Here is a 23,011-nt window from a genome sequence, read left to right on the forward strand (position 1 = left end):
TGACAATGAAAACGGGATTGACGAAAACAAAGAATTACTTCACGACGGCGTTGGCGTGGCCGCTGTAAATGGCCTGCAAGGAACCAACGAGGTATGCAAGCGGAGCATTCCAGTTAATTGCCACTTCGTTAGTCGCGTAACTGCAACGGTTATCAATGTAGGCAAGTGCCGGCTTATCGGCCGAAGCGTAGTTCGGGCACTTCCAAAGTTCCTTACCATCCAAATTAATATCTTGCTTGCCCAAGTGCGGACCGCCCACAAGCATGCCCGGCACCGGATCATCAACAAAGTCAGATTCGCTTACGCGGTGGTGCGGGAAACGCGGGCTTCTAAAGCCGTATCCAGTCACGTAAGAAATTTCCATCGGGTTCTTGCCGAGCAAGTAATCCAAGCACTGCTGTGCCCCATCCAAATAGCTCTTGTCGCCCGTGAGGTAATAAGCGTGCAACAATACAATTCCGTTATTCGCCATGGCACTGTTACTGCCCCAGTTCCAGCTAGACGGAAGTGCCGGGAGCCTGTAAGCGCTCGTATCGCCAATAGCACGGAGTTCGTTCGCGACCTTGAGCAAGGCCTTGCGAGCATCGCTACCAAGCTTTGCGCCATATTCCGCAGAATCAAGCGCCACACGGTAAACGGCAAGCATATTCACGTCGCCCCACCAGGCACCATCCGGACGGAACTTGTACTGTTTCAAGTCCTTGAGGTAATCGGCCTTTTTCGTAGCACGATAAAGTTCTGCCGCAGCAAAGGCAAATTCATCCTTGCCGTTTTCTTCGCCATACGTATAGTTACCCGTTTCAACATCAGACGGTTGTTTATACAAAGTCTTCGGATGACGCTTAGCCCAATAGTAGGCCACTTCAGAAGCCTTCAGCATGCGCTTTGAAAATTCGCTGTCAAACGGAGCATACACGCGAGAAGCCTGAGCCATTACCGCTGCAAAATCAAGCGTTGCAGTCAAACTCTTTTCAATCGCATAACGCAAGGCGCCATCAAGTTCAGGCATTGTGCTAGAACCGAACTTGAGCGAGGTGAGTTTGTGATAAACACCGCCATCCTTGTCTTGCATCGAAAGCATCCAGTCAAGATTCCAGCGGATTTCTTCCAATAGTTCCGGCATCTTCGGGAATTCACGCGGAATGTCCCAGTGGAGCGTATCTACAAATGTCGGGAAATGCTCGTACATTTCCAAAAGCGTAAACACGGTAATGCCGGAATTCACAATATACTTGCCATAGTCGCCCGCATCATACCAGCCGCGCTGCGACTTGATAATCTTTGCATCGGCCTTCTTGGGTTCGGGCTTGCCATTTGCCTTTGCAACCGTCTTTGCCGTTGGCAAATCCGTACCATAAACTATCACGCTATCATCGGCATGGCCCATTGCACGTGCCCACTTGCCCGCATAACGCGTATCGAGCGCCATGCCCGCACGCTGGAAATAGAACCACTTGAGCGCAGCCTTTGTCACGTCAACATAAACATTCTCGCCCACCACGACCGGATTACCGATATAGCCGTCCCTGAACAAACGATAGGTGCCAGGTTTCTTGATTGCAGAAATATCGTATGTCTGGACTTCTTCACCGCTATATTCCCAGTCATAGACCATCGGGGCTTCGAGCGTGAGCACCACCTTCCCCGCCATATCGCGAACTTCAAGCGGATTTGCATCATTGCCGGGGATGACAACAATCTTTTCAGATTCAGGAGCAAAACCAAGCTGGTTCACCAAGGGAATGGCAAAAGACGGAACTGCAATCGCTAACGCAGCGAGCAAATGTTTACGCATTTGAAACCTCACTTTATAAAAGACGCCCGTATTCACGGGCTTCACATCGTAATATATAAACCGTAATTACGATATAAAGATACCTTTAATTTTATGAAATTGTATTGAGCCAACTCACTTTAATGTTTACCATAGGTAACACCAAGTGTATCAAGTGTGTCGCAATTAGGCATTGACTATTCATTGTCATGCCGGCCACTGTGCCGGCATCCCCTTTAAAAAAATCCTCGGCGCGGGTGCGTCGAGGATTTTTAAAAGCGTTTGTAAGTCTCGCGAACTTCGGGAATTACTTTTTCTTGCCACCCTTGTAGTTGATGCCCGGACGGAGTTCGAGACCAACAGTCACGAGGAGCGACACAACCGGTTCGTAATGATCCTGAGAAAGATCATACACGGCAACGCCAGCCATGCCTTCGCTCTTCACGTGCTGAGCAACAGCCTTCACAGACGGGATGCCCATGAACACGATAGATTCGGATTCGCTCACAGCCACTTCGGACTTGGAAGCTTCATCGAATGTCACCGTGTAATCCGGAGTATCGAAACGGTTCATGAGTTCTGCGTACGGGAGGTAGCCTTCATTGCCACTGCCCACGCCCGTGTGGCTAGAGCCGAGGCCCTTGGCGCCAGCAAAGGACTTACCGTAGAGGAACACGACCGGAGCAAGGAGATCCTTGTTCACACCGGCAGCAGCAACAGCATCAAGCGTTTCCTGCACAGAGTTTGCACTCTGGTTCGGAACGAGGCTGCTTTCGCTTTCGTTCATAAGGTCAGCCATAAACACGTCAACGTAAGCGGCACGGTTCAAGGCTTCGGCCTTGTAGGCATCCATGCCTGCGGCCGGGTAAATCACGGCCGTCACCGTAGAGCCCGAAAGACCATCGACCAAGGCATTCAGCATCTTGGCGTAATCTTCGGAATCGTCCGTCGTGAGGTTCTGCCAGTCGAGTTCAACACCGTCGCCACCGTTTGTCGAGAGCCATTCCTTGACGTTCGAAACGAACGTGGAAAGCGTTTCGTCAGAAGAAGCGATAGCCTTGAGGCTCGATTCAGCTTCCATGCCACCAACGGACACGATAAGCTTCACGCCGTTGTCCTTCGACATGCTTACAAGGTTCTTGAAGTTGTCGGCATCGTATTCGTCGGCAAAGGCAACCGTACCTTCTGCAGTCGGAGTGATAGACATGTAATGGATGTCTGTCACAAGATTGTAGCGGATATCCTTTGCATAGAACTGGGAATACTGACTCCAATACGGATAGAAGCCAATCACTTTGTCAGCAGCAGCCTGGGCCATTGCAGCGCCCATGGCGAGAGCTAATGTAATAACTTTAAAGTTCATTTTGAATACCTCTTATCCTATTGAATCAGACGATCAACGCCAAGAGCGTCACGGCAGTAATAACCAGAATCTGCTATAAATGCTCCGTCTTTTTCAGCAATATTCAATTGTTGCGCGAAAATCGGCAGAGAGTTACGCGGCGGATTAGCAGCTTCTTCCGGGCGACATGCACGGTATGCCCAACCATGGTCCCTACCATAAATGTTGAATTGCTGAGCAATAGCCTGATAGTCCACAGGAACAGTCAACAACAATGAAGCATCATCGGCAACACCGATAAAGTTGAATTCAGTCAAGCCACTACGTGTTTCCCTGTAGAGAAGCGACGTATCGGGCAAAGACAAATCCTTAATAACATCTGCCCACTGTTCTGCATTATGGCCTCCAATTTGCGGATGCGTGTAAATAGCCATAACCACATCCATATTGGCGAGGAAGGCTTCGTCATCAGCTTTCTTTGTGGCATCGTAATCTTTACCAAGATTAACCTTAATCTTGCTATTAGAATCAGCCACAAAGTCCTTAATTTGACGAACACGCAACTCCGGATGAAGAGCCATATACTCTTGAGCATTGAAATCTGCCGGAAGAGCTTCTGCATAAGGGTCACTAACACTCATCGATCCGCAAGCGCTCAAAACGCCTGCCACGAGAATCATCATGTACTGGTGAAGTTTTTTCATTTTCAGCACCTCTTAGAAATTCACCGTTACATCGGCAAGGAGAACGAGCTTGCTGATGGAAATTTTGTTAGTAGGAAGACCCGGAATGGTATATTCGAGTTCGTTCTTAAGCATACCGCCCTGGAGGGAGACGTAAGAAAGCGGAGCAAGCTTCACACGGGCACCACCGAGAGCGAGCATTTCTGTTGCCTTGCTAACAGAAGCAGCGGCAACACCGAAACCATTTCCAAATTCCTTCGTGTACATCTGGAAGCCACCGAGCAAAGCAAACGGGCCCCAGACATCAGCAGTAATACCACCCACAAAGCGAGAGGTCTTACGCTTGAGGAATGCGCTTTCAGAACCCATGGCCACAGAACCCTGAATGAGAATCTGCTGGTAGTCACTCAAGAAGCGACCTGCATCAACACCGATGCCCGCTCCGAATTCCGTATACTTATTTTCAGACACAGCCATGGTGGTGTAATCGATGGAATTGGTTTCAGTCACCATGTTAAAGCGAGCATTGAAGAACACCTTGTCAGCCCAGTTCACATCGGCCTTAGCGGTAATACCCTTGCGGTCCGGAGTAGCAAGGCCGAGCGGCAAGGCAAGACCCACAGACGGATCGATAATCATCAAGGGGTCGAGTTCCATCTTCTTGGCCGTGACGCCAGAATAACCGTTACGGTAGAAGTGGCCGTTCTTGTAGTTGTTGAACAAGCGAGCGTACATGTTTTCGCTTTCGTCCTGATCGCTCAATGCATTCGAAAGGTTCTTCGAAGTCATCAAGTTCGTAGCCTGCAATGTCGAGGAGTTGTAGACATTGAAGTAGAGGTTTTCAAGACTTGAACCACCGAAGGTAGCGAGAACAAGGCTGTCTGCCGAATTGCCATAGAATGCGTTCGAGTTAAAGATGGTCGAACGGCCCTGGTAAACCGGAGAAGAAGCAAGTTCAGACCAGAATCCGGAATCCGTCTGGAAGTAACCAGCGTTTACCTTGAAATCGATGTCGCTGATATTGCCCTTCACGAAGAGGTCAGCATAGAAGCTCTTGCCATCTTCATCAAGGTAATCTTCATTCTTAACGACAGTCGGAGTCGAAGTAACAGGTTTCAGGTAGACGAAGAATTTGTGGTCTTCCTTGGCCTGGACTGAATTATAAGACGTCTTGGTTTCCGTCGTATTGAAATCACGGTCAACCTTCCACTTGGACATGGCAAATTCGCCATTCAAGCCGAACGTAACCGGAAGTTCCGGCATGAGCTTCTTGGAATCGAAAGCAGCTTCGACAGAAATGACCCTGTTGTTATCGTAGTAGACGGTATCGGTATTAGCAATGCTTCTAGAACGACGGGAGAGTTTACGATCCATCAGGTTCACAAAGTTCACGCCAAGGTGAGCACCGTAAGCATCAGCACCGACTCGTGCACCCAAGAGGTAACGGTCCGAGAAGTCGAAGTCGAAGAAGATCTGGTCCAACTTCTTTGCCGTATTGCGGAGACGGGCGCCAGTAAGCTGAGCAGTGATGTTATCAACCACACCGGCTACGTTACCGCTATTGTAAACGACATTGATACCATGCAACAGGCGACGGCTCGTTGTATCGAGATTGCGCTTTTCAAGAGCTTCACGACGCTTTTCTGCGAAAATTTCCGGTTCCTGGAGAATTTCGGTCTGCGGAGTGAAAATGGTGAGCGGCGTATAACCGACACGCATGTAACCCAAGTTGAAGTCTACATGCTTATTGAGGATGGTACCATCGTAGCTGAACCAATGACCGATAACCGGGTTATTGTTTTCATCGAAGGCACTCTGCCAATCCTTGTGCAAACGCAACTGGACATCGATCATGGTCTCGGAGCTCGGACGAGCAGTCAAGCGCAGGTTCACGTCCGTGAAGGCCTGGTTTTCTTGAGTCGGAGATTCCTTGGCAAACTGATCGGAAGTCGCAAAAGAAGCAACCGCACCGGCCTTTGCCGTACCATTAATCTTAAGTCCCAGCACAGCTGCATTGAGAGAATCCAGCTTTTCTAACAGGGATTTCTGTTGCGTAGCAACCTCAGCCTGATTTTCAGCAGCAAAAGCAGATGCAGCCGAGAAAGCAATTGCGGAGGTCAATAAAAGTTTGCGCATGTTCATATTGAAATTCATTCTAGTTACCTCCCATTAAAATTCCACATTAATGGAAGCTTCAAAAATAGACTGACTAAACTTATGCGTGTAAGTTCCCGTAGCACCGTCACCGCTCTTTGCGCTGAAGTAATCCGGCAAGTTGCGGATAGATTCGCCAAGAGCAGCCGTATTGTAGTCATTCTGAACCATGATCATGCCGTAGTTGATGGCAAGCCAAGCATTTTCACCAACCAGATAATCAAAGCCAACCATCCAGTGTTTCTGGTTGCTCTTTGTAACAGGAACATCCTGACCCACGAACGGATTGATAGAACCGATACCGTAATCGGTATTGATCATCTGGAAGCCTGCGGTAAAGCCGAGACGCGGCAAGAACTGGAACGAGAAACCAGCGTTGATAAAGTTGCTTGTGAGCTTTACAGATTGACCACCCACCAAGCTAGTTTCATTTTCAGAATGTTTGAAAGAACCGGAGAATTCAGCAGGCTTGCTGAAACCAGCGAGCTTAGCGATATCGAACTTTGCACCGGCACCGAATTCCATGTAAGAAACCTTGTCGATTTCAGGAGCGCTTGTCTGGACCTGGTTGAAGAGGCTTACGAGAGCCTGAGCTTCAATCTTATCCTGCCATTCGCCCTTGACCAAAGCGCGAACGCCCTTACGGTTTGCAGTAGCAAGGCCATTCGGCAAAGCAAGCTGGAGAGCCGGATCAATCATCATGTTCAAGAGAGCGATCTGAGCGGCGGAGTAGACATTGGAACCCCAAGAATTCTTGTTGTAGGTAGCAATGTTGTAGCTCTTGCTCTGACCGGCATAGAAAGCATCGTCATCGGTGCCCAAAGTACGACCCACCGGAGAGAACTTCGGAGAGTAGTTGTAAAGAGCATCGAAGGTGGAGTAAAGCGGAGAGTTCACGCCGTACTTGACCGTCTGGCCATCCTTATCAGAATTCAAGACGCGCTGTGCGAAGAAACTCGGAGACTGGGCCATGTTGTTGAACCACTTTTCGTTGTTCATCAACACGTCAAGAGTAAGGCCTGCGCTCCAGGAATTATCAACCTTGTAACCTGCATTCACGGTAGCAAGGATAGCAGATCCATTTACGCTTTCTTCTGTTTCAGGAGCAAGAACGATTGTTCCCGTTTCGTCGGTAATAGCCGGAGTCTTAACCTTGTTGATAGACATGGCGTATTCGGCGACGAGATCAAGAGTAAGGTTCTTGTTATTGAGAATGCCTGCAACATCGGCACCGGCACGTGCACTCAGCACAAACGTGTTCTGCGGAGTGGTTTCGTACGGGTTGATTTCCTGACGAACGTAATCGTTAAAATTGATAACATCATCTTCAACCGGATGTCTGTAGACATAAGACTTCGAATTTTCGTTATCGAAAATGAGCATCGGAGTCACGCCGACGTAGACGTTCTTCTGAACCGGCAAGAGTTCGATGTTACCACCGACGAGCCACTTGTCCGTTGCAGAGGCAAGCGAAACACCAGCAACAGAATCATTCGGGAGAATGTTGCCTTCGGCACCGCTCAAGTCAAGCACAGACACGCGATTGACGCGAGCAAAGAATGCTTCGGCACGGAGTTCGCCAATCATCGGGTCGATTTCCTGGCGGAACTGGAGATTCACACCCTGAAGGTTGCGCTTGTTGCCGTCAAGGAGCTGTTCCTTCTGGGCCATGTGGCGCTTACGGGCGAAAATCGTCGGTTCGTACATGATTTCGATACCGGGATTGTAAATAGAGAGCGGGGAGATTGCCTGACGGAAATCACCGACCACCCAGTAGAAGTTCTTGCCGACATTGCCTTCGACATTGAGCCACTTGGCTTCGAGAGTCTTAGCAGCAGCGGCGAAGTATTCCTGCATGCCGCCACCAAGACGCATAATCACGTTAGCGCGAACGCTTTCGTACGGACGGAAACCGAAGCTCAAGTCTGCACTGACAAACTCATTGCGTTCGACATCCGGCATATTGTTGATGCCGCGATTGTCCTGATCCGAAGAGAAGCTAGAACGCTGAGCTACAGCACGGATGCTACCGCCAATTTCGACACCGCGCTTTGCATTGGCGCTATCAGCCTTGGCTTGCAATGCCTTTTGATTATCCGCAACCACAGATGCCGATGCGGCAACCGATGCGGTAAGAAGGGCGATTAAAATATTTTTCATTTTCATATTCATCTTTAGCATCCTCCCTTAGAACCAAGCCTTGGTTTCGGCAGCAATGTAATGGGAATGCCAATCATTGTCAGATACGGTTTCATCAGAGTGCGTCATGAACTTGTAACGGAAGTGGAGACCCACGCGGTCAGAGAAGTCCCAGTCAAAGCCAAGGCCAATTGCGAAGTCCTTGTAGTTGATCGGAGCTTTCTTGACGAGATAAGAATTCACTTCGTAGATGTAAGTAGTCTTACCAGCCTGCGGTCTACCGAGAGTATTTGTTGCGGCTTCAAGGATGTAGGCCTTATCAGATCTGAACGTTTCGAAACCGAGGATACCCACCATGTGGAAAGTCGGTGTCACGGCGACGGTCGGTTCAAACTGGCCGTAGAAGCTCGTCAAAAGCATGTTGGACTGCTTTTCGGAAACAGCAAGCGGAGCAAAAGAAGTAGAAATACCAGAGAGGGCGAAGTAGCCAGTCATCATGATATTGCGGTCGGTACCGAACCAGTGACCGATATCGTAACCACCCATGAAGGAGAGGTAAGAAGACCACTTGGCATGCATCGGAACACTCGTATGGGCAGCCTGGTCGCCATTATCGTAAGCGGCAAAGGATTCCCACATTTCCCAAGTACCACCATAGAGACCACCGCGCTGACGGTACATCTTGACGCCTTCACCAGAATTCTTTTCAGCGCCAACACGGTTAATATAACCAGCATTAGAGCTGTTACCAGAGTCAGCAACGAAGAGCGGCTTATGCTTTGTCCAGGAGTTTGTGCTTTCCCAAATATTGCGGCCGTTCAAACGGTAGTTGAAAGCAATCACGTCTTGACCCGGGTCAATCTGACGATGCTGAGCATACTGGAAGTCAAAGTAACCACGGTTGAAGCTCGGTTCCAACTTGAAGTTGATACCGGCCATGTTCGGGGAGTAGCGGAGCGCACCTGCGTTGAGGTAGGTTTCATCCTTGCGCCAGCCCGTGAAACGGGACGGGTTCGTGAGAGAATACGGAGAATAGAAGCCCGGCTGGAAGAACACGAGTTCAGCAGTCATCGGCCAACCTTCGAGGTACTTGCTCTGAGCCTTTACATAAAGACCGAGCTTCGGGTTTGCCATGCTAGAACGGTAGCCTTCCTTATTTGTGGTATAGCCCTTAGTTCTATTAACAGCTCCGGTTGCATCAACGGCATAATCAAGAGCCTGCGGATCCGGAATAAACACCGTGGAATCCGTAATGCTAACACCCACATCGGCCATCAAGTAGAGCTTCGGGGTAACGTTACCCTTCACATCAATTGTTGCAATGTGAGTATTGAGGAGGGTCGGGAAACCTAAATCGGTATATGTGGTCCACTGCGAACGGAATTCCGGTTCGAAGATGGTTCCCTTATCATAGGTAACACCCATGTAGTTCACACCGACGGTAAGGTTATCAGCAATCTTTTCCTTGGCGATACGGCCATGGAGCACTGTACCGCGGAAATCGTAACCACCGGACATTTCGAGTTCGCCCGGCTGACCACCGTACATACGGAGACCGTCACGAGTTGCCACGTCGGCATCGATCGGCTGGGCAACAAGGAACTGTGCCTTCATGTCGTACGGAAGCTGGTAGACGTTGGCAAAGACACCACCGAAAGAGCGGTTCGTCCAGAATGCACGACCACCTTCCTTGACCGGCTTAAAAGCCTTTTCCTTATAGTAAGTAGACACGGTCTTTTCGTCTTCGAAAAGTTCGTACTGCCAAACGAAACGCGGGTTCGTTTCACGTTCCCACATGGTAAGCGGAGAGGCGTTTGCCCAAATAACACCGCCTGCGGTAATGTAGGCACCGAACACACCTGCACGGATATCGACACCAACGTTCAATTCTTCGTTAATCGTCGAAGAATAGTAGTCCGTAGAGTGGTCGAACAAGACACGTTCATTGTCGGCATTAGTCGGGGACTTGGTCGGATTCTTGGCCAAGTAGTTCGTATAAATACCGCTCAAGTCAAACGGGAACATGAGGTTCGTAAACAACGTAATGTAGGAGTTCGGCATTGCGACAACGTTGACGTTCAAGATAGCGTCGACGTTTGTGCGGGCCTTATCGTCCCTGACCCACGGGCTCTGTTCGGAATAGTGGAAATTCTTCAAACGGAAAGCCATGTAACCGGAGACTGCCAGTGGCAGATCGTCCTTACCCAAAAGAGTCGATTCCATGTTACCGGAAAGAGTATCCAACGAAGCGTGAAGGGAATCAAGCTGCAACTGCGGAGGGAGAGCCCACGCAGCACCGAGGCTAGACGCTAGTAAAAGAGAAGAAACTGTTTTGCGCATAAAATCCTCTTAAATCTCGTTGCGGAACGGATAATGAGCCGGGCCTTCGTACGGCTTGCCATGCTTCTTAATCACAATATCGTCGATCCAAACCTTGAAGGATTCGTTTTCATCCTTACGGACTTCGAGACGGAAGCCCTTGAAGTTGGACCATGCGAACGGGAGCATCACTTCGCGCGTGTTCTTTGCATCCCAGTAAACACCGGTATTACCGAAGAGTTTCAGAGGAATGCTGAAGTGCTTCCATTCAGTCGTAATTTCACCAAGACTCTTGGAACGGAGCTTGACCTGGAGGGATTCGCCGTTGCTCTTGACGCCATCGTCAACGAGCACGAACAAGGCGTTTTCACCACCCTGGGCACCCTTGATCCAAAATTCGAGAACACCTTCTTCCAAATAAGGAGTCAAGTCCACGGAACCCGCAATACAAATTGCAACGCCGGAATAGTCACTTGCGATAAGTTCGATTTCCATGGAAAGAGCACCTTCCATAGCGTACTTATCCGTGAGTACCGGTTCGGGGTTTTCACGCGGATACTGGTAGGTATAACCACCACCGCGAGGAATAGCCTCACGCATGACAACGGTGACAACTTCTTTATCAGGACGGAACGGCTTGGGATCCTTCATGACAAAGTGGGACTGGTCGCGGTCGCGGTAATCGCTAAAGCCGTAGCCAGCAAAAGAAGATGAAGCAAGAAGCATCGCCGCTAGAGCGGACTTCCAAATGGCTTTTTTTAAGTTTCCATTCATAATAGGTACAAATCTCCAAATTCGGATCGTCTACAATATAGCTTGTTTTTTGAGAAATCAACGCACCTGCATTGCAAAAAAGGCTTTGCAAACCTCGATCCCTCAACGAAATACCACTATCAAAGCCGCATAAACGCTGGACTCAAGCGTATACAGAAATTTTTAGCACCGCAACGTTTCGGAATGTTTACAAATTAAGATTTTTGATAGGCGTCACATGGACTCAAGCGTAAACACAACATAAGCATGTTTTCATTTTTCTATTTTGCAATTGAATATAGATTTTGAGAACAGGTATTTATAGCGAAACCTTTTTGGGGGTCAACATGTTTAAAAAAGTTCTTTCTTCTTTGGCTATCGGCTGCGCCCTCGGATGCTCATTCTGGGCATGCGACAGCGGGTCTGCAACAATTCCTACTGCACCCACTACCACCAAAGCCACTCCCGTAGACTATACCTTAGGCAGAACCATGAACGCCATTCTCGGGCGCGGTATAAACCTTGGCAATTCTTGGGATTCGGAAGGTGCAGACGACAGCGGTTGGGGAAACCCGATCAACGACGGGGATTTCGCGATTATCAAAGCCGCCGGTTTCAATTCCGTGCGCATTCCGGTTCGCTGGCAATACGGTTCCGATTACGGCACTCATACGGTAGACCCGGACCGCTTAAACGGCGTTCTGGCAGACATTCGACTCGCCATCGCAAACGGACTTGCCGTAGTTGTTAACTTCCACCACTATGTAGAATTGAACTGCGCCGGTGGCGGTGGCACAAAATCGGATGGCTCCAAGTGCAAATACGACGCCAATGAGTTCACAGCCGAAAAAGCGCACTTCCTTGCCTTGTGGGCGCAAGTGGCAGCCGCAATGGCAGAATTTCCCGATAACATGGTCGTTCTTGAAATTTTGAACGAACCTTCGATCCCAAACGCTACGCTCGTAGACCAATTGATGAACGAAGCTTATACCGTTATCCGCACGTATGCTCCGGGCAAAACCATCATGTTTGAGACTTACCACTTGGCAAAGTTCGAAGACATTGAAAGCTTGCACATGCCTGCAGACGGCAACATCATCTTTAGTGGCCACTATTACCTCCCCTACAACTATAGTCACGAAGGTCACGGCTATGAATGCAAGGGCGATGCCACATTGACATCCACTGCAGTTGATGATTTCGCTTACTATGTATCTCTCGCCTACAAATTCTACCCCGATATAAACGGAATTGACCATATTCCTATGAACATGGGTGAATTCGGCGTTGCCGGTGGAGACAACAGCCCCTGCCAGTGGCAACAAGGTGATGGCCCCAGCGAGACAGGAAAAGCCTACTGGGCCGAAAAAACCGCAAAAGTAGCCGTCCAGTACGGGATATCTTTCCATTACTGGAGTTTCGGTCAAACAGGCGGGTTCCAAGCCTTCGATGGCAAAAATTGGCTTCCTGGATTCCCGGAATCTTTAATCTTCTAGAATCTAAAAATCGCCCCAAAGGCGAAACCACTACGGGCGAACCAAAGTGCCCGACCAGTGTTCATCAAAGAAAGCTTGGAACAGAGGTTCCGGGCCTTTTTTCAATTCTTCGATAACTTCGGCAATCGGGCGTTTGCTGCGGTAAAGTTCACGGAAAGCACGCTCGAAAAACGCAATGCGTTCCGGCGGGAATTCTTCGACATGCAAGCGAAGCGCATGAAGGTTGAGGGATGCAAAGCGAAGCGGGTTACCGAAAGCGCGACTGCACGGAGGAACATCGTAATCGACCTTGAGCGTGCCACCCACGAAAGCGTAGGCGCCCACCTGATTGCGCTGCTGCACTGCAGTTGTTCCGCCGAGAGTGGCAAACTTGCCGATGCGCACATGCCCGCCAAGCTGGCAACCATTTGCAATGACTGCCCCCTCGCCAATTTGACAATCATGCCCCACATGAGCATAAGCCATAACGAGGACACGGGAGCCAAGGCGCGTGCAACCGCCCCCCTGCGCTGTACCGCGATTGAGAGTCGTATATTCGCGAATGATGCAATTTTCGCCAATTTCCAAGCAAGTCGGTTCACCGGCATACTTGAGGTCTTGTGGAGGCGCCCCTAAAATTGCACCGTCATAAACGTGCGTATTTGCCTTGATGGTCACGCCGCCATACACCCGCACTCGTGATTCGAGTACCACATTTTCGCCAATTTCCGCACCTTCATCGACAACGCACCAGGGGCCAATAATTGCAGACTCGTGGATTTTTGCAGAAGGATGAACGTAAGCGGAAGGATGGAGCATACCCGCAATTTAGTAATTTCCTATATTTCCCCGCATGGGTGGCATTATTATCGCATGCCTGACTGCACTTTACGCGTTCCTGTTCCTATTCTTCATCATAGGACTGTTAAAGACACATCGCTATAAAGGCCCCAAAGCGACCCCGAGCGTTTCTGTGGTCATCCCAATGCGTAACGAAGAGGAATTTGCAGAACGCACGCTCGAAGCTATAGCCGAACAAGACTATATCGGAGAATGGGAAGTTATTTGCGTTGACGACCGTTCCACAGACCGTACACTCGAGATTCTCGAAAAGTTCGCCGCCACGCACCCGCGATTCCGCGTTTTAAGCCTCCCGCAAGATTTACCGCAAATTGCAAGCCCCAAAAAGCGAGCCCTCGAAAGCGCCTTCAAGATTGCCAAAAACGAAGTTCTTTTGACGATGGACGCCGACTGCATTCCGCGCAAGAGCTGGATTACCGCCATGGCCGGACGATTTGTCGATGGCATCTGCATTGTGCAAGGCCCCAAGCAGAACAACGGCACACGCTCGATGCCGCACCTCTACCAAAAACTCGAAACGCTCGGCTACACTGCGATGGAAGCTGCAGGATTTAGCTGGGGCCGCCCGATTGTCGCGAGTGCCGCTTGCCTCGCCTACAAAAAAGACTTGTTCTTTGCCGTTGGCGGATTCGGAGACCTCGTAAACCTTTCGAGCGGCGACGACGACATGCTCATCCACAAGATGATGAAAATTCCGGGAACAAAAGTCTGCTACAACCTCGATCGCGATGCAGTAATCGAGACCGCCCCGGTACATACGTGGAAACAATTGTTTAACCAGCGCGCCCGCTGGAGCAGTAACGGCACAAACTACGAAAGCAAAGCCTATATCCTTTTGCTCACGCTCATTTACACGTACTACATCTGGATGTTCGTGAGTCCCTGGTGCGCCATATTCCTGGACTTTCCGTGGGAATGGTGCGTGTTCAGCATACTGCCAAAATTCCTTGTCGACTTTATCTTCCTCTCCATCGCATCGTGGAAATTACATTCCAAGCGCCGCATGTTTGCGTTCTTGCCGGTGGAGCTGATTCAAATTCCGATGATTGTATTCTGCGTTCCCGCAGGAATCACCGGAATGTTTAGATGGAAGTAAGCTGCGGCTTCGCCCAGGCGAGGGCTTCTTCAGCGTTCTTGATTTTGCCGTCGAGCTGGAGTTCGAAACTCTGCTTGATAAGTTCCCCCATTTCCTTGCCAGGCTTCATGCCCATTTCCATAAGCATTTTACCCATAAGGAACGGTTGCGGTGCAGAATCAAGCAAGTTAAGTTCAGCAGCCGCTTGCCACAATTTCTCGGGGAAATTATCATCGCTAGCGTAGAATTCGTGCGGCGTGCTCTTTACAAGCAAGCACAAAAGCTTCAAACCGCCGAGTTTAACAGCGAGGCGGCGAAGTGCAGGCGCATTGTCTACAATGGCAAAGTCAAGATTGCGGTACTCATTCAAAAGCAGCGGAACGATTTTCAACAAATGAGTTTCATTGGTGATGCGTTCCAGGAACTTGAGCGAAGTTTCCGGATTCCCGCAAAGGAATGCGGCAAACGCAAATTCCATGGCCTGCGCATCCGAAAGCGGTGCGCATTTAGCTTTTCCAATAACCTCAGCATGAACATCCGCGAGACTTCTGCGCATGGATTCCATGTTATCAAGCATTTCACCCAAAGCATCCCAAGAATCATGCAGCGGAAAAACTTCTGGGAAAAATTCATTCAGCTTAATATCCAAGAACGCACGGAGGCCCATCGACGGCTTGCCGGGCTTCAAAAGCCACTTTTTGAATTCTTCAAAAAGCCTTTCGATAGAAAGGTCGGCAAGCGAAAGCGTCTTGCAAAGTTCTACCGTCTCGGGCGCAAGTTTAAGCGCAAAGCGGCTCGCGAACTGCACACCGCGCAAAATGCGCAAGGAATCTTCGACAAAAGCAGGCCCCACATGGCGGAGTAGCCCCTTCTTCAAGTCATCGATACCGCCATACGGATCGCAAAGCGTAAGCTCCGGCAGTTCCATGCCCATCGCATTGATCGTAAAGTCACGACGAAGTGCGGCTTCCTTGAACGAAAGCTTCTCGTCCGTATGCACCACGAATCCGCGATGTCCATAACCAACTTTACTTTCTGTACGCGGGAACGAAAAATCGAGCGAAAGCCCCTTCATCGCCAAATGGATGACGCCAAATGCTTTCCCGACCAAATTCGTACGGCCGTATTTCTTTAGAATAGGGACAAGTTCATCTTGTGTAAGATCGTAAACTTCGACATCGTAATCGCGGCAATCCTTGCCCAAAAGCGCATCGCGCACCCAGCCGCCCACCAAAAAGGCACGGCCACCGGCTTCACGAATTTCACCAGCAATGGAAAGCAAGCGCCTGGGCAGATCCGGTTCAAACGACTTGCCCGCAAGAGTCATTATGGTTGGCATTACTTATTTGCCTCGACAGACTTATAGCGGTCGTAAATGCTTGTGGTCTTTTCTTCAGAAGAATCCTGCAACAACGTGGAAACAGGAATAACGCTCTTGGACGTATCGCTTATCGAAGAATTTTCCGTATTGGCGTAGCGCTCATAAATGCTTCCATTCGATTGCCCAAATTCATTTTTCTTTCTTGATTCTTCTGCGCGGCAAGTGCGAAGTTCATTTTCAATATAAGCGCGCTGGTCCGGGGAATACGTCTGCGTATTCAAGCGGTATTCGATTTCTTCGCAAACAAGTCCCTGGCGTTCGCCGGCACAGCCAGCAAACAACACAGCAACAAAAAAGAGAGCAATTCCAACAAACTTATTCATAGCAACCCCATTAATGGATAATCAAGAGTTTTCCTTTTCTCACCTTGGTGCCGCCACGAACAACATACTGATAAACACCGGGCGCCACGATAGATCCATTTTCCATGCGGCCATTCCATTCGGCTCGGCCACCAGAAATCTGATTTCCACTCAACGATACCACCAGTTTTCCGCCCCTGTTATAAACGCTAACGATGGCATCATCGGCAACATTGGCAAACGAAACGTACGGCTGCAGCTTCGGTCGGAACGGGTTGGGGTAAACCTTCACATCTTCGCGAGCATCATCGGTCATGTTATTTTCGGTACTGCGAACATCGTCTCTCTTGTAACGGGTAATTCCATTGTCATGGGCAAACCAGACCATGCCAAGCACAGTATCAACAGCCACATCCTGAATCTTTTCGCTTAAAAGACCATGACGGGACGTAAAATGCAGCACAGACAATGTATCGGGGCTTGTCGGGCGCGGAGTCAAGCGGTAAGCACCTTGCGATGACGTTCCCACCCAGAGATTTCCTCGGCTATCGACATCAAGACTTGTATAGACCGCACCGCTAAGACCATTTGTCGAAAGAGGTGTCTTCAAGTCATTTTCATCTTTATCCCAATACACCAAGGAAGATGTCGTCACCATCCAAACATTGTCCGTCTTCGGTTCATAAACCAAGTCCAGCGGAGTCGAAATGGATTCACCGGAATACGTTTTTCTATAAGTCGTATCGACCCTAGAAATGTCTCCACCCATCTTATTCGGAGGCGGGAAGGTAAACACATCCAGGCCACCATTTGCATCGGTCGTCGTTGATGCACGGGTTCCTACATAGACAACCCAATTGCCGTTTTCGTCGATTCGAGCAAACATCGGCCCACCAATAGGCGCAGAACCGACATTGCTTGCGCAGGACATCGGATTTCCATTTTCGCCAAGTTCAACATAAATCAAGCTATACCCTTTATTCGATGCCGAAGTCGTCAAATAGCCCATGTTGTTAGGCGCAGGCGTTGTAGACACGGCAATCGTAAATCCCGACTTGCTCGTTTCTTCGGTAAAGTCATCCATGCAATAATCTTTTTCCTTATTTGCAAAAGAATACGATTCTGCAAGCGTTTCGGCCCAGCCGCTATACAAAAGATAACCCAACCCCCAAATATGGTAGAAGGTTCCACCCGTAGGGAGCACGGACAATGTTTTCAAGTTATGGACTCGAGCGTCTGTTCCATTCCTAAAGACAGAATACGCCGGCTTAGGATCAGTCCATCTAAAGTTTTTATCCTTGCCAGAGAAATAATAGTACGACAAATAGCCATCTTCGGTAGCGGCCAACACGCCCCCCTGAGGAAGCGCTTGAAGTTCGTAGGTATATCTCAGCGGGAACGGCTTATATTCCGTCAAGTCCGTAAATTTGCCATTGTCGTAATAGAGGATAATTTCAGGACCACCCAAGACTGCAACACCCTTCGGCTGCAATGACACCCAACGTACACGGGACCTGTAATAATAACGGTGAGCCTTTTTACCATCAGGGCCCTTGATTTCGACAGAATCGCGCTCGTACAAAATGGAATCCTTCAACACCTTTCCACGTACAGAAACCATCGATTCCGTTTCGGTAAACACAGAGAATGTATCAAGAGCAACGCGCGTCTCGCCATCCTTGTCCCAAATTCTCATGCCTTCCGTAGCAAACGTTTGGATTTTGCCATCTTTCCAGGCAATCGACTTGATGGGTTCATTGCTGCTTGACGCGCTCTTGATGATTTTCCAAGAATCCGGGTTGTACAGCTGGACATCGGAATCCAAGTTTTCCCAATCCATTTTGCGCATGTAGATGCCACCACCTGCAGCGACAATCAAAGAATCACCTCGAATATCCATCGCACTTACTGTAAAGGCAGAAACGCTGATATCAGCAATACGCTCCACAGTGAGGATGGATGTCATGGTCTTAAGGCTAAAAAACGAAAGTCGGTCTTCAAAAGCAATCACCAGCACCGGGCCGCCCAAAAGCGCCATCCCCGGAACCACATGCGTATTGCTGCCGGCATAAGAGCGGCTAAGGACCTGCCAAGAACCACCCGGTAACATCGTCGAAATAACACCAACATCGCTTACCGCGAACACACCAAGGTCAGAGACCGCAATGGCACTCATAGCCTGGTCGCCAAGACCATTCGATGTCGTGTACAAGTCATCGGCATTATTCGCTCTATAGCGAATGCCTCCTCCCGTAGCCATGAGCAAGCCTTCGCCACTAGGAATCGCAGCCTTGACCGGATAAGGGCTAGAAAAGTTGAGCCACTGGTCTTGCGCCAAAACCGACGTGACCATGGAGAGGATACAAATAAGATGGATTAACGCTTTCACAATCTAAAATTACAAATTTTAAAAACTTTTCAACCAATGTATTCAATAATTTCCCGCAATGAAGCCTCACGTCCCGTTATCATTTTAATCCGGTCTTTCTGCATGGCCATTTTTTCTTGCATTTTTTGAATCGCCACCTGCCGGCGGTGAACAACGCTCCCCTTAGAAAGCCCCGTCAACAGGCTCAAATCACGGAGACTGAGCCCGCCCACAACAGAAAGTTCCATAATCATTTTTTCAAGCGGGTTTAAGGCCTCGAGCAACAACGAAAACTCGCCCATGACCGCCTCCATGCCGAGATCATCGTCGGGAGCCACGCACGCATCGGCTCCACTCGCCTCGTAAGCCGCTTTAGGCTCGGACAGGCAAGAAAAGGGGATTTCGTGAATCTGGTGCCTTTTGCGGTAATCGTTGTAGTGACAATGCAAAAGTACGGTCTGGAGCCACGCAAAGAGATGGATTTGGTTGTTCAACTCCCCTGCATTTCTACAAAAACGTAGTGCCACTTCCTGAAACAAGTCATCCGCTTCGTCTTTTGTCGCACACTTTTGCAAGCACAATTTGTATATTCTGTAGGAATATTTTTTCCACACAGAACCTACCCAATTGGGGGGACGGTTACCAAGGAAACCCTTATATGACATATTTTTTTGAATTCTGATTTATCCGATTACTTTTAAGTGAGATTCAATTTATGAAAATTTTAGACAAATTTAAGGTTTTTGAAAATTTTGCAAACAACCGTTTGCAAAAAGCGTCATTTTGCATCCTATTGTTTGCAGCCGTTGCCTTCGCAGAAGAATTCAACATGAACAATATGCCTCCTCCCGAGGCTAGTTTGCACTATTCTACGGGAGCACTCAAAAAGGGTTCTAGCGTCACGGTAGACATTACCATTCCGGACAATTGGCATGTCAATGCAAACGTTGCCGCCGATGAATTTTTGAAACCTTCGTCTATCGAAATTTCGGCACAGGGAATTCACTTTGGAGAACCCAAGTGGCCTGAACCCCTCAAGGAATACAGCGAAGCCTTGGACCTCGAGAATCTTGTTTTCAGAGGACATTTCCAAATCCATCTCCCTATCGAAAGCATCGACGACAATTACGATAGCCTCACGACTTCGGCAACATTCCATTACCAGGCATGCGACAATTCCATTTGCCTTGCGCCTTCCCAAGTCACATTTGGGCTAAACGCACTCGGCTTTGCGCAAAAAAGCGGTTTGCAACCAGCACCTTTAAAAAAAAACGATGACGACGAAACAAGCAACACGCCCAGTTTCCAAGAATCGATAAACTCGACTGTTGCGAACAAAAGTTTCGCGAGTACGATTATTTTGCTTTTGTCCGCACTGCTCGGCGGTTTGATTTTGAACCTGATGCCGTGTGTGCTGCCGGTGCTTTCGCTCAAGTTGTTTAGCTTGATGAAGCAAGCACGGGAAAGCCGCGGGCGCCTACTTCTGTTAGGCGCCACAACGACAGCGGGGATACTTGCAAGTTTCTGGTTGCTCGCCGCTATCGTTGCCGCTGTCAAGGCGGGCGGCGGAAATGCAGGCTGGGGAATGCAATTCCAGAGTGCAGGCTTTATCGCGTTCATGGTCGTGATTCTGAGCGCCTTTGCGATGAGCTTCTTCGGAGTCTTTGAAATTTGGCTCCCCGGAAGTGCCACAACCAAAATGGACAGCGCCGGTCGCAAGCAGGGAATTGTCGGTGCGTTTTTCACAGGCGCGCTCCTCGTTCTCTTGAGCACGCCGTGCTCCGCACCGTTCCTCGGAACTGCCATGGGTTTTGCCTTTACCGCCTCGACCCCTGTGCTGTTCCTGTTTTTCACAGCGGCAGGCGTCGGGCTTGCACTCCCCTACATACTCGTAAGCGCATTCCCTAAAGTTCTGAAAGTATTCCCGAAACCGGGCGCCTGGATGGTAACGCTCCAAAAGATCATGGGCGTTCTGTTGCTCGCCACCGTCGTTTGGCTTTTGTGGATTGTACACGAACAGTCCGGCAATTTTGGCGTAGGCATCTTTGCAGCGATTTCGCTATTGAGTATAGCCTTGAGCTTTGCCATCGGAAACATCGCGCCACCGGGCGTCGCATTTTTCCGCGAAGTTCTCGCCGTTGGCGGTTCTGTAATTCTCCTCTTCGTAATCTGGTTTGCATTCGCTTCACCAAAATACGAAGATGAAGTAGACGCAAGATTCAAGGCAAGATCGGTACAGCTCGTTACTGAAGACGGATGGTACCGCTACACGCCGGAAGTCATCGAAGAATTCGCCAAGGCCGGACGCACAGTATTCATCGATGCCACCGCAGACTGGTGCATCACCTGCAAGGCAAACGAAGCCGCAGTTCTCAACCGCGAAGATTTTAGACGCGCCATGGACAGCCTAAACGTCGCCCTCGTAAAAGCAGACTGGACTCGCGAAACGCCCGAAGTCACAAAGCTCCTCCGCAGCATGGGCAAGTCCGGAGTGCCGGCTTATGCCATCTACCCCGCCGGTGACAAGAGCAAACAAATTGTGTTGCCGGAACTGCTCACTACAAATGCGATTGTGGAAAAAATAGCTGGCAGTAAATAGCAGAAAGTGGTTGATGATTAGTAAACCATAGGCTGTGTTTACGTCATTGCGACCCTCGTAGAGGGGAAGCAATCCATCCCATATGATGTATGAAATGAACAGCTTCATCGGAGCAGTCTTCCTGAGTGGTTTTAACCGCGAAAGATCCAGTTAAATCTCGAAATTCTTGACATTAAAAAAGGTGGCTTGAGGCCACCTTTTTCGCTTTTCTAAAAGGCGATGCCGGAATAAATCCGGCATGACAACATTAGACACGCTTGCCTTCGCGCTTGTAGCGTTCGATGCATTCAGCGTAGAAGTCGAATGTCTGCTTGGCAATCGTCTTCCAGCTAAACACGTCAATGGCGCGCTTGCGGCTGACTTCGCCCATCTTCTTTGCAAGTTCCGGATTTTCGAGAATCTTGTTAAGCTTGTTCGCAAAATCCGTCTGGAAGGCCTTCGGATCAGCCGGTTCAAAGTTCGTTGCAGACACAGCCTTGAGCGGCACGAGGTAACCCGTTTCGCCATCGACGATGATTTCCGGAATGCCACCGACAGCGCTACCCACAACCGGAGTACCGCAGCTCATGGCTTCGAGATTGATAATGCCGAACGGTTCATAAAGAGACGGCGTTGCAAAAACGGTTGCATGGCTGTAGAGCACGCGAAGTTCCGTATGCGGCACAGCGTCCTGAATCCACACGACGCCATCGCGTGTCTTCTGGACTTCTTCAATCAAGCGCTTGCATTCATCGGCAAGTTCCTGCGTATCCGGCGCACCGGCACAGAGCACTACCTGGGCGTTCTTGTCGATTTGCGGAATTGCCTGGATGAGCTGGCTAATGCCTTTCTGGCGCGTAATACGACCCACAAAGAGCACGAACGGACGCTTCGGATCCACGCCCCATTTCTTCAAGATTTCTTCATCAAATGTGGGCTTGTAGAAGTCCGGATCGATACCATTGTAGATAACCTTCACACGGTCTTCCGGTACACCATAAAGCTTCATCACATCGCGCTTCATGCCTTCGCTCACAGCAATCACGCCATCAGCGGCTTCATAAGCGGTACGTTCAATCCAGCAGCTCATGTTATAGCCGCCGTCACCAAGCTGTTCAGCCTTCCACGGACGGTGCGGTTCAAGAGAGTGCGTCGTGAGAATGAGCGGGCACTGCAAAAGGCGACTTGCAACAACGCCACCAAAATGGCTATACCAAGTATGGCAATGAATAACGTCGATATCCTTGAGCGATGACATCCACTGGAGATTGATGTCCAAAGGCTTCAAGATTTTCTTGAAACGTTCGTCAGCCGGATTGCATTCAAGCTTCTGGCTAAAGCCAATCGCACGGATGTTGTCGGCATCATCGTTCTGCGGGCCAAAACAACGGGCTTCGATATGGCAGAGCTTGGAAAGTTCCTGGCTCAAGAACTTGACGTGAATACCTGCACCGCCATAGATTTCTGGCGGAAATTCATTAGTAAGGATTGCAGCGTTCATAATACAGCAAACAGTGTTTAGTGGGCAGTGGTTAGGTGGATGTCCGCAAACTGTTTTCACTGATAATATTAAAAATTTACACTCTGAAATTCAATAGTTTCACTATCGCAAACTATTGAATTGTCTCCATCATCACTTTACAATTTCTTGTGCTTTTTCAATATCGCGTATAATTAAAAAAATGCATAAAAAAAGTGACCCACCGGCGTAGTGAACCGAACCCCGAAAGTTGGACAGTTTAAAGTTAGGATAAAATTGAGTTATGAGTCCGGTATTGTACCGGGCTCATTCCTTTTAGGCGCAGTT

Annotated in this window: 16 protein-coding genes; 3 read left to right on the plus strand and 13 right to left on the minus strand. The window is 49.3% G+C overall.

Annotation, left to right across the window (positions count from 1 at the left end):
• Positions 1-34: 34 nt before the first annotated feature.
• From BUA34_RS14415 to BUA34_RS14445, 7 genes are all read right to left on the minus strand, one after another.
• The gene (locus BUA34_RS14415; protein WP_072830786.1) at positions 35-1,795 is read right to left on the minus strand and encodes a glycoside hydrolase family 9 protein; all 1,761 of its coding nucleotides are present in this window, start codon (positions 1,793-1,795) and stop codon (positions 35-37) included.
• A 286-nt stretch (positions 1,796-2,081) separates the two neighbouring features.
• Positions 2,082-3,137 (minus strand): glycoside hydrolase family 18 protein, encoded by a 1,056-nt coding sequence (locus tag BUA34_RS14420; protein ID WP_072830788.1) that lies wholly within the window; start codon positions 3,135-3,137, stop codon positions 2,082-2,084.
• Positions 3,138-3,154: 17 nt separating this feature from the next.
• Positions 3,155-3,820, minus strand: a complete 666-nt coding sequence (locus BUA34_RS14425; protein WP_072830790.1) for a hypothetical protein — start codon at positions 3,818-3,820, stop codon at positions 3,155-3,157.
• A 12-nt stretch (positions 3,821-3,832) separates the two neighbouring features.
• The gene (locus tag BUA34_RS14430; protein WP_072830792.1) at positions 3,833-5,953 is read right to left on the minus strand and encodes a hypothetical protein; all 2,121 of its coding nucleotides are present in this window, start codon (positions 5,951-5,953) and stop codon (positions 3,833-3,835) included.
• A gap of 15 nt (positions 5,954-5,968) precedes the next feature.
• Positions 5,969-8,113: a hypothetical protein gene (locus BUA34_RS14435; RefSeq protein ID WP_254794503.1), complete on the minus strand. Its 2,145-nt coding sequence runs from the start codon at positions 8,111-8,113 to the stop codon at positions 5,969-5,971.
• Positions 8,114-8,140: 27 nt separating this feature from the next.
• Positions 8,141-10,432, minus strand: coding sequence for a hypothetical protein (locus BUA34_RS14440; RefSeq protein WP_072830796.1), 2,292 nt, complete (start codon positions 10,430-10,432; stop codon positions 8,141-8,143).
• 9 nt (positions 10,433-10,441) lie between these two features.
• Entirely contained in the window at positions 10,442-11,185 is a 744-nt protein-coding gene (locus BUA34_RS14445) for a carbohydrate binding domain-containing protein (RefSeq protein WP_072830798.1), read from the minus strand.
• 326 nt (positions 11,186-11,511) lie between these two features.
• On the opposite strand from BUA34_RS14445, the gene BUA34_RS14450 reads away from it, so the two are divergent.
• Positions 11,512-12,660 (plus strand): glycoside hydrolase family 5 protein, encoded by a 1,149-nt coding sequence (locus BUA34_RS14450; RefSeq protein ID WP_072830800.1) that lies wholly within the window; start codon positions 11,512-11,514, stop codon positions 12,658-12,660.
• A gap of 30 nt (positions 12,661-12,690) precedes the next feature.
• On the opposite strand, the gene lpxA is transcribed toward BUA34_RS14450, so the two are convergent.
• A complete protein-coding gene (gene lpxA, locus BUA34_RS14455; protein ID WP_072830802.1) occupies positions 12,691-13,458 on the minus strand; it encodes an acyl-ACP--UDP-N-acetylglucosamine O-acyltransferase in 768 nt (255 codons plus the stop codon).
• Positions 13,459-13,492: 34 nt separating this feature from the next.
• Between lpxA and BUA34_RS14460 the strand changes: the two genes are divergently transcribed.
• Positions 13,493-14,596: a glycosyltransferase gene (locus tag BUA34_RS14460; protein WP_072830804.1), complete on the plus strand. Its 1,104-nt coding sequence runs from the start codon at positions 13,493-13,495 to the stop codon at positions 14,594-14,596.
• Here the strand turns inward: BUA34_RS14460 and BUA34_RS14465 are convergent.
• The 4 genes from BUA34_RS14465 to BUA34_RS14480 are packed head-to-tail and all read right to left on the minus strand — an operon-like array spanning position 14,583 to position 19,240.
• On the minus strand, positions 14,583-15,914 hold the full coding sequence (locus BUA34_RS14465; protein ID WP_072830806.1) for a CCA tRNA nucleotidyltransferase: 1,332 nt from the start codon (positions 15,912-15,914) through the stop codon (positions 14,583-14,585). The genes BUA34_RS14460 and BUA34_RS14465 overlap by 14 nt on opposite strands.
• The gene (locus tag BUA34_RS14470; RefSeq protein WP_072830808.1) at positions 15,914-16,279 is read right to left on the minus strand and encodes a hypothetical protein; all 366 of its coding nucleotides are present in this window, start codon (positions 16,277-16,279) and stop codon (positions 15,914-15,916) included. The genes BUA34_RS14465 and BUA34_RS14470 overlap by 1 nt, the downstream gene beginning before the upstream one ends.
• Before the next feature lie 10 nt (positions 16,280-16,289).
• The gene (locus tag BUA34_RS14475; RefSeq protein WP_072830809.1) at positions 16,290-18,647 is read right to left on the minus strand and encodes a ligand-binding sensor domain-containing protein; all 2,358 of its coding nucleotides are present in this window, start codon (positions 18,645-18,647) and stop codon (positions 16,290-16,292) included.
• 29 nt (positions 18,648-18,676) lie between these two features.
• Positions 18,677-19,240 (minus strand): RNA polymerase sigma factor, encoded by a 564-nt coding sequence (locus tag BUA34_RS14480; RefSeq protein ID WP_254794504.1) that lies wholly within the window; start codon positions 19,238-19,240, stop codon positions 18,677-18,679.
• 101 nt (positions 19,241-19,341) lie between these two features.
• Here BUA34_RS14480 and BUA34_RS14485 point away from each other — a divergent pair, with 101 nt between their 5' ends.
• A complete protein-coding gene (locus tag BUA34_RS14485) occupies positions 19,342-21,225 on the plus strand; it encodes a protein-disulfide reductase DsbD family protein (protein WP_254794505.1) in 1,884 nt (627 codons plus the stop codon).
• 247 nt (positions 21,226-21,472) lie between these two features.
• On the opposite strand, the gene glgA is transcribed toward BUA34_RS14485, so the two are convergent.
• Positions 21,473-22,705, minus strand: coding sequence for a glycogen synthase (gene glgA, locus BUA34_RS14490; RefSeq protein WP_072830813.1), 1,233 nt, complete (start codon positions 22,703-22,705; stop codon positions 21,473-21,475).
• Positions 22,706-23,011 lie beyond the last annotated feature (306 nt).

Origin of the sequence: Fibrobacter sp. UWB12 (assembly GCF_900142485.1) — a bacterium.
In the GTDB taxonomy this organism is placed as follows: Bacteria; Fibrobacterota; Fibrobacteria; order Fibrobacterales; family Fibrobacteraceae; genus Fibrobacter.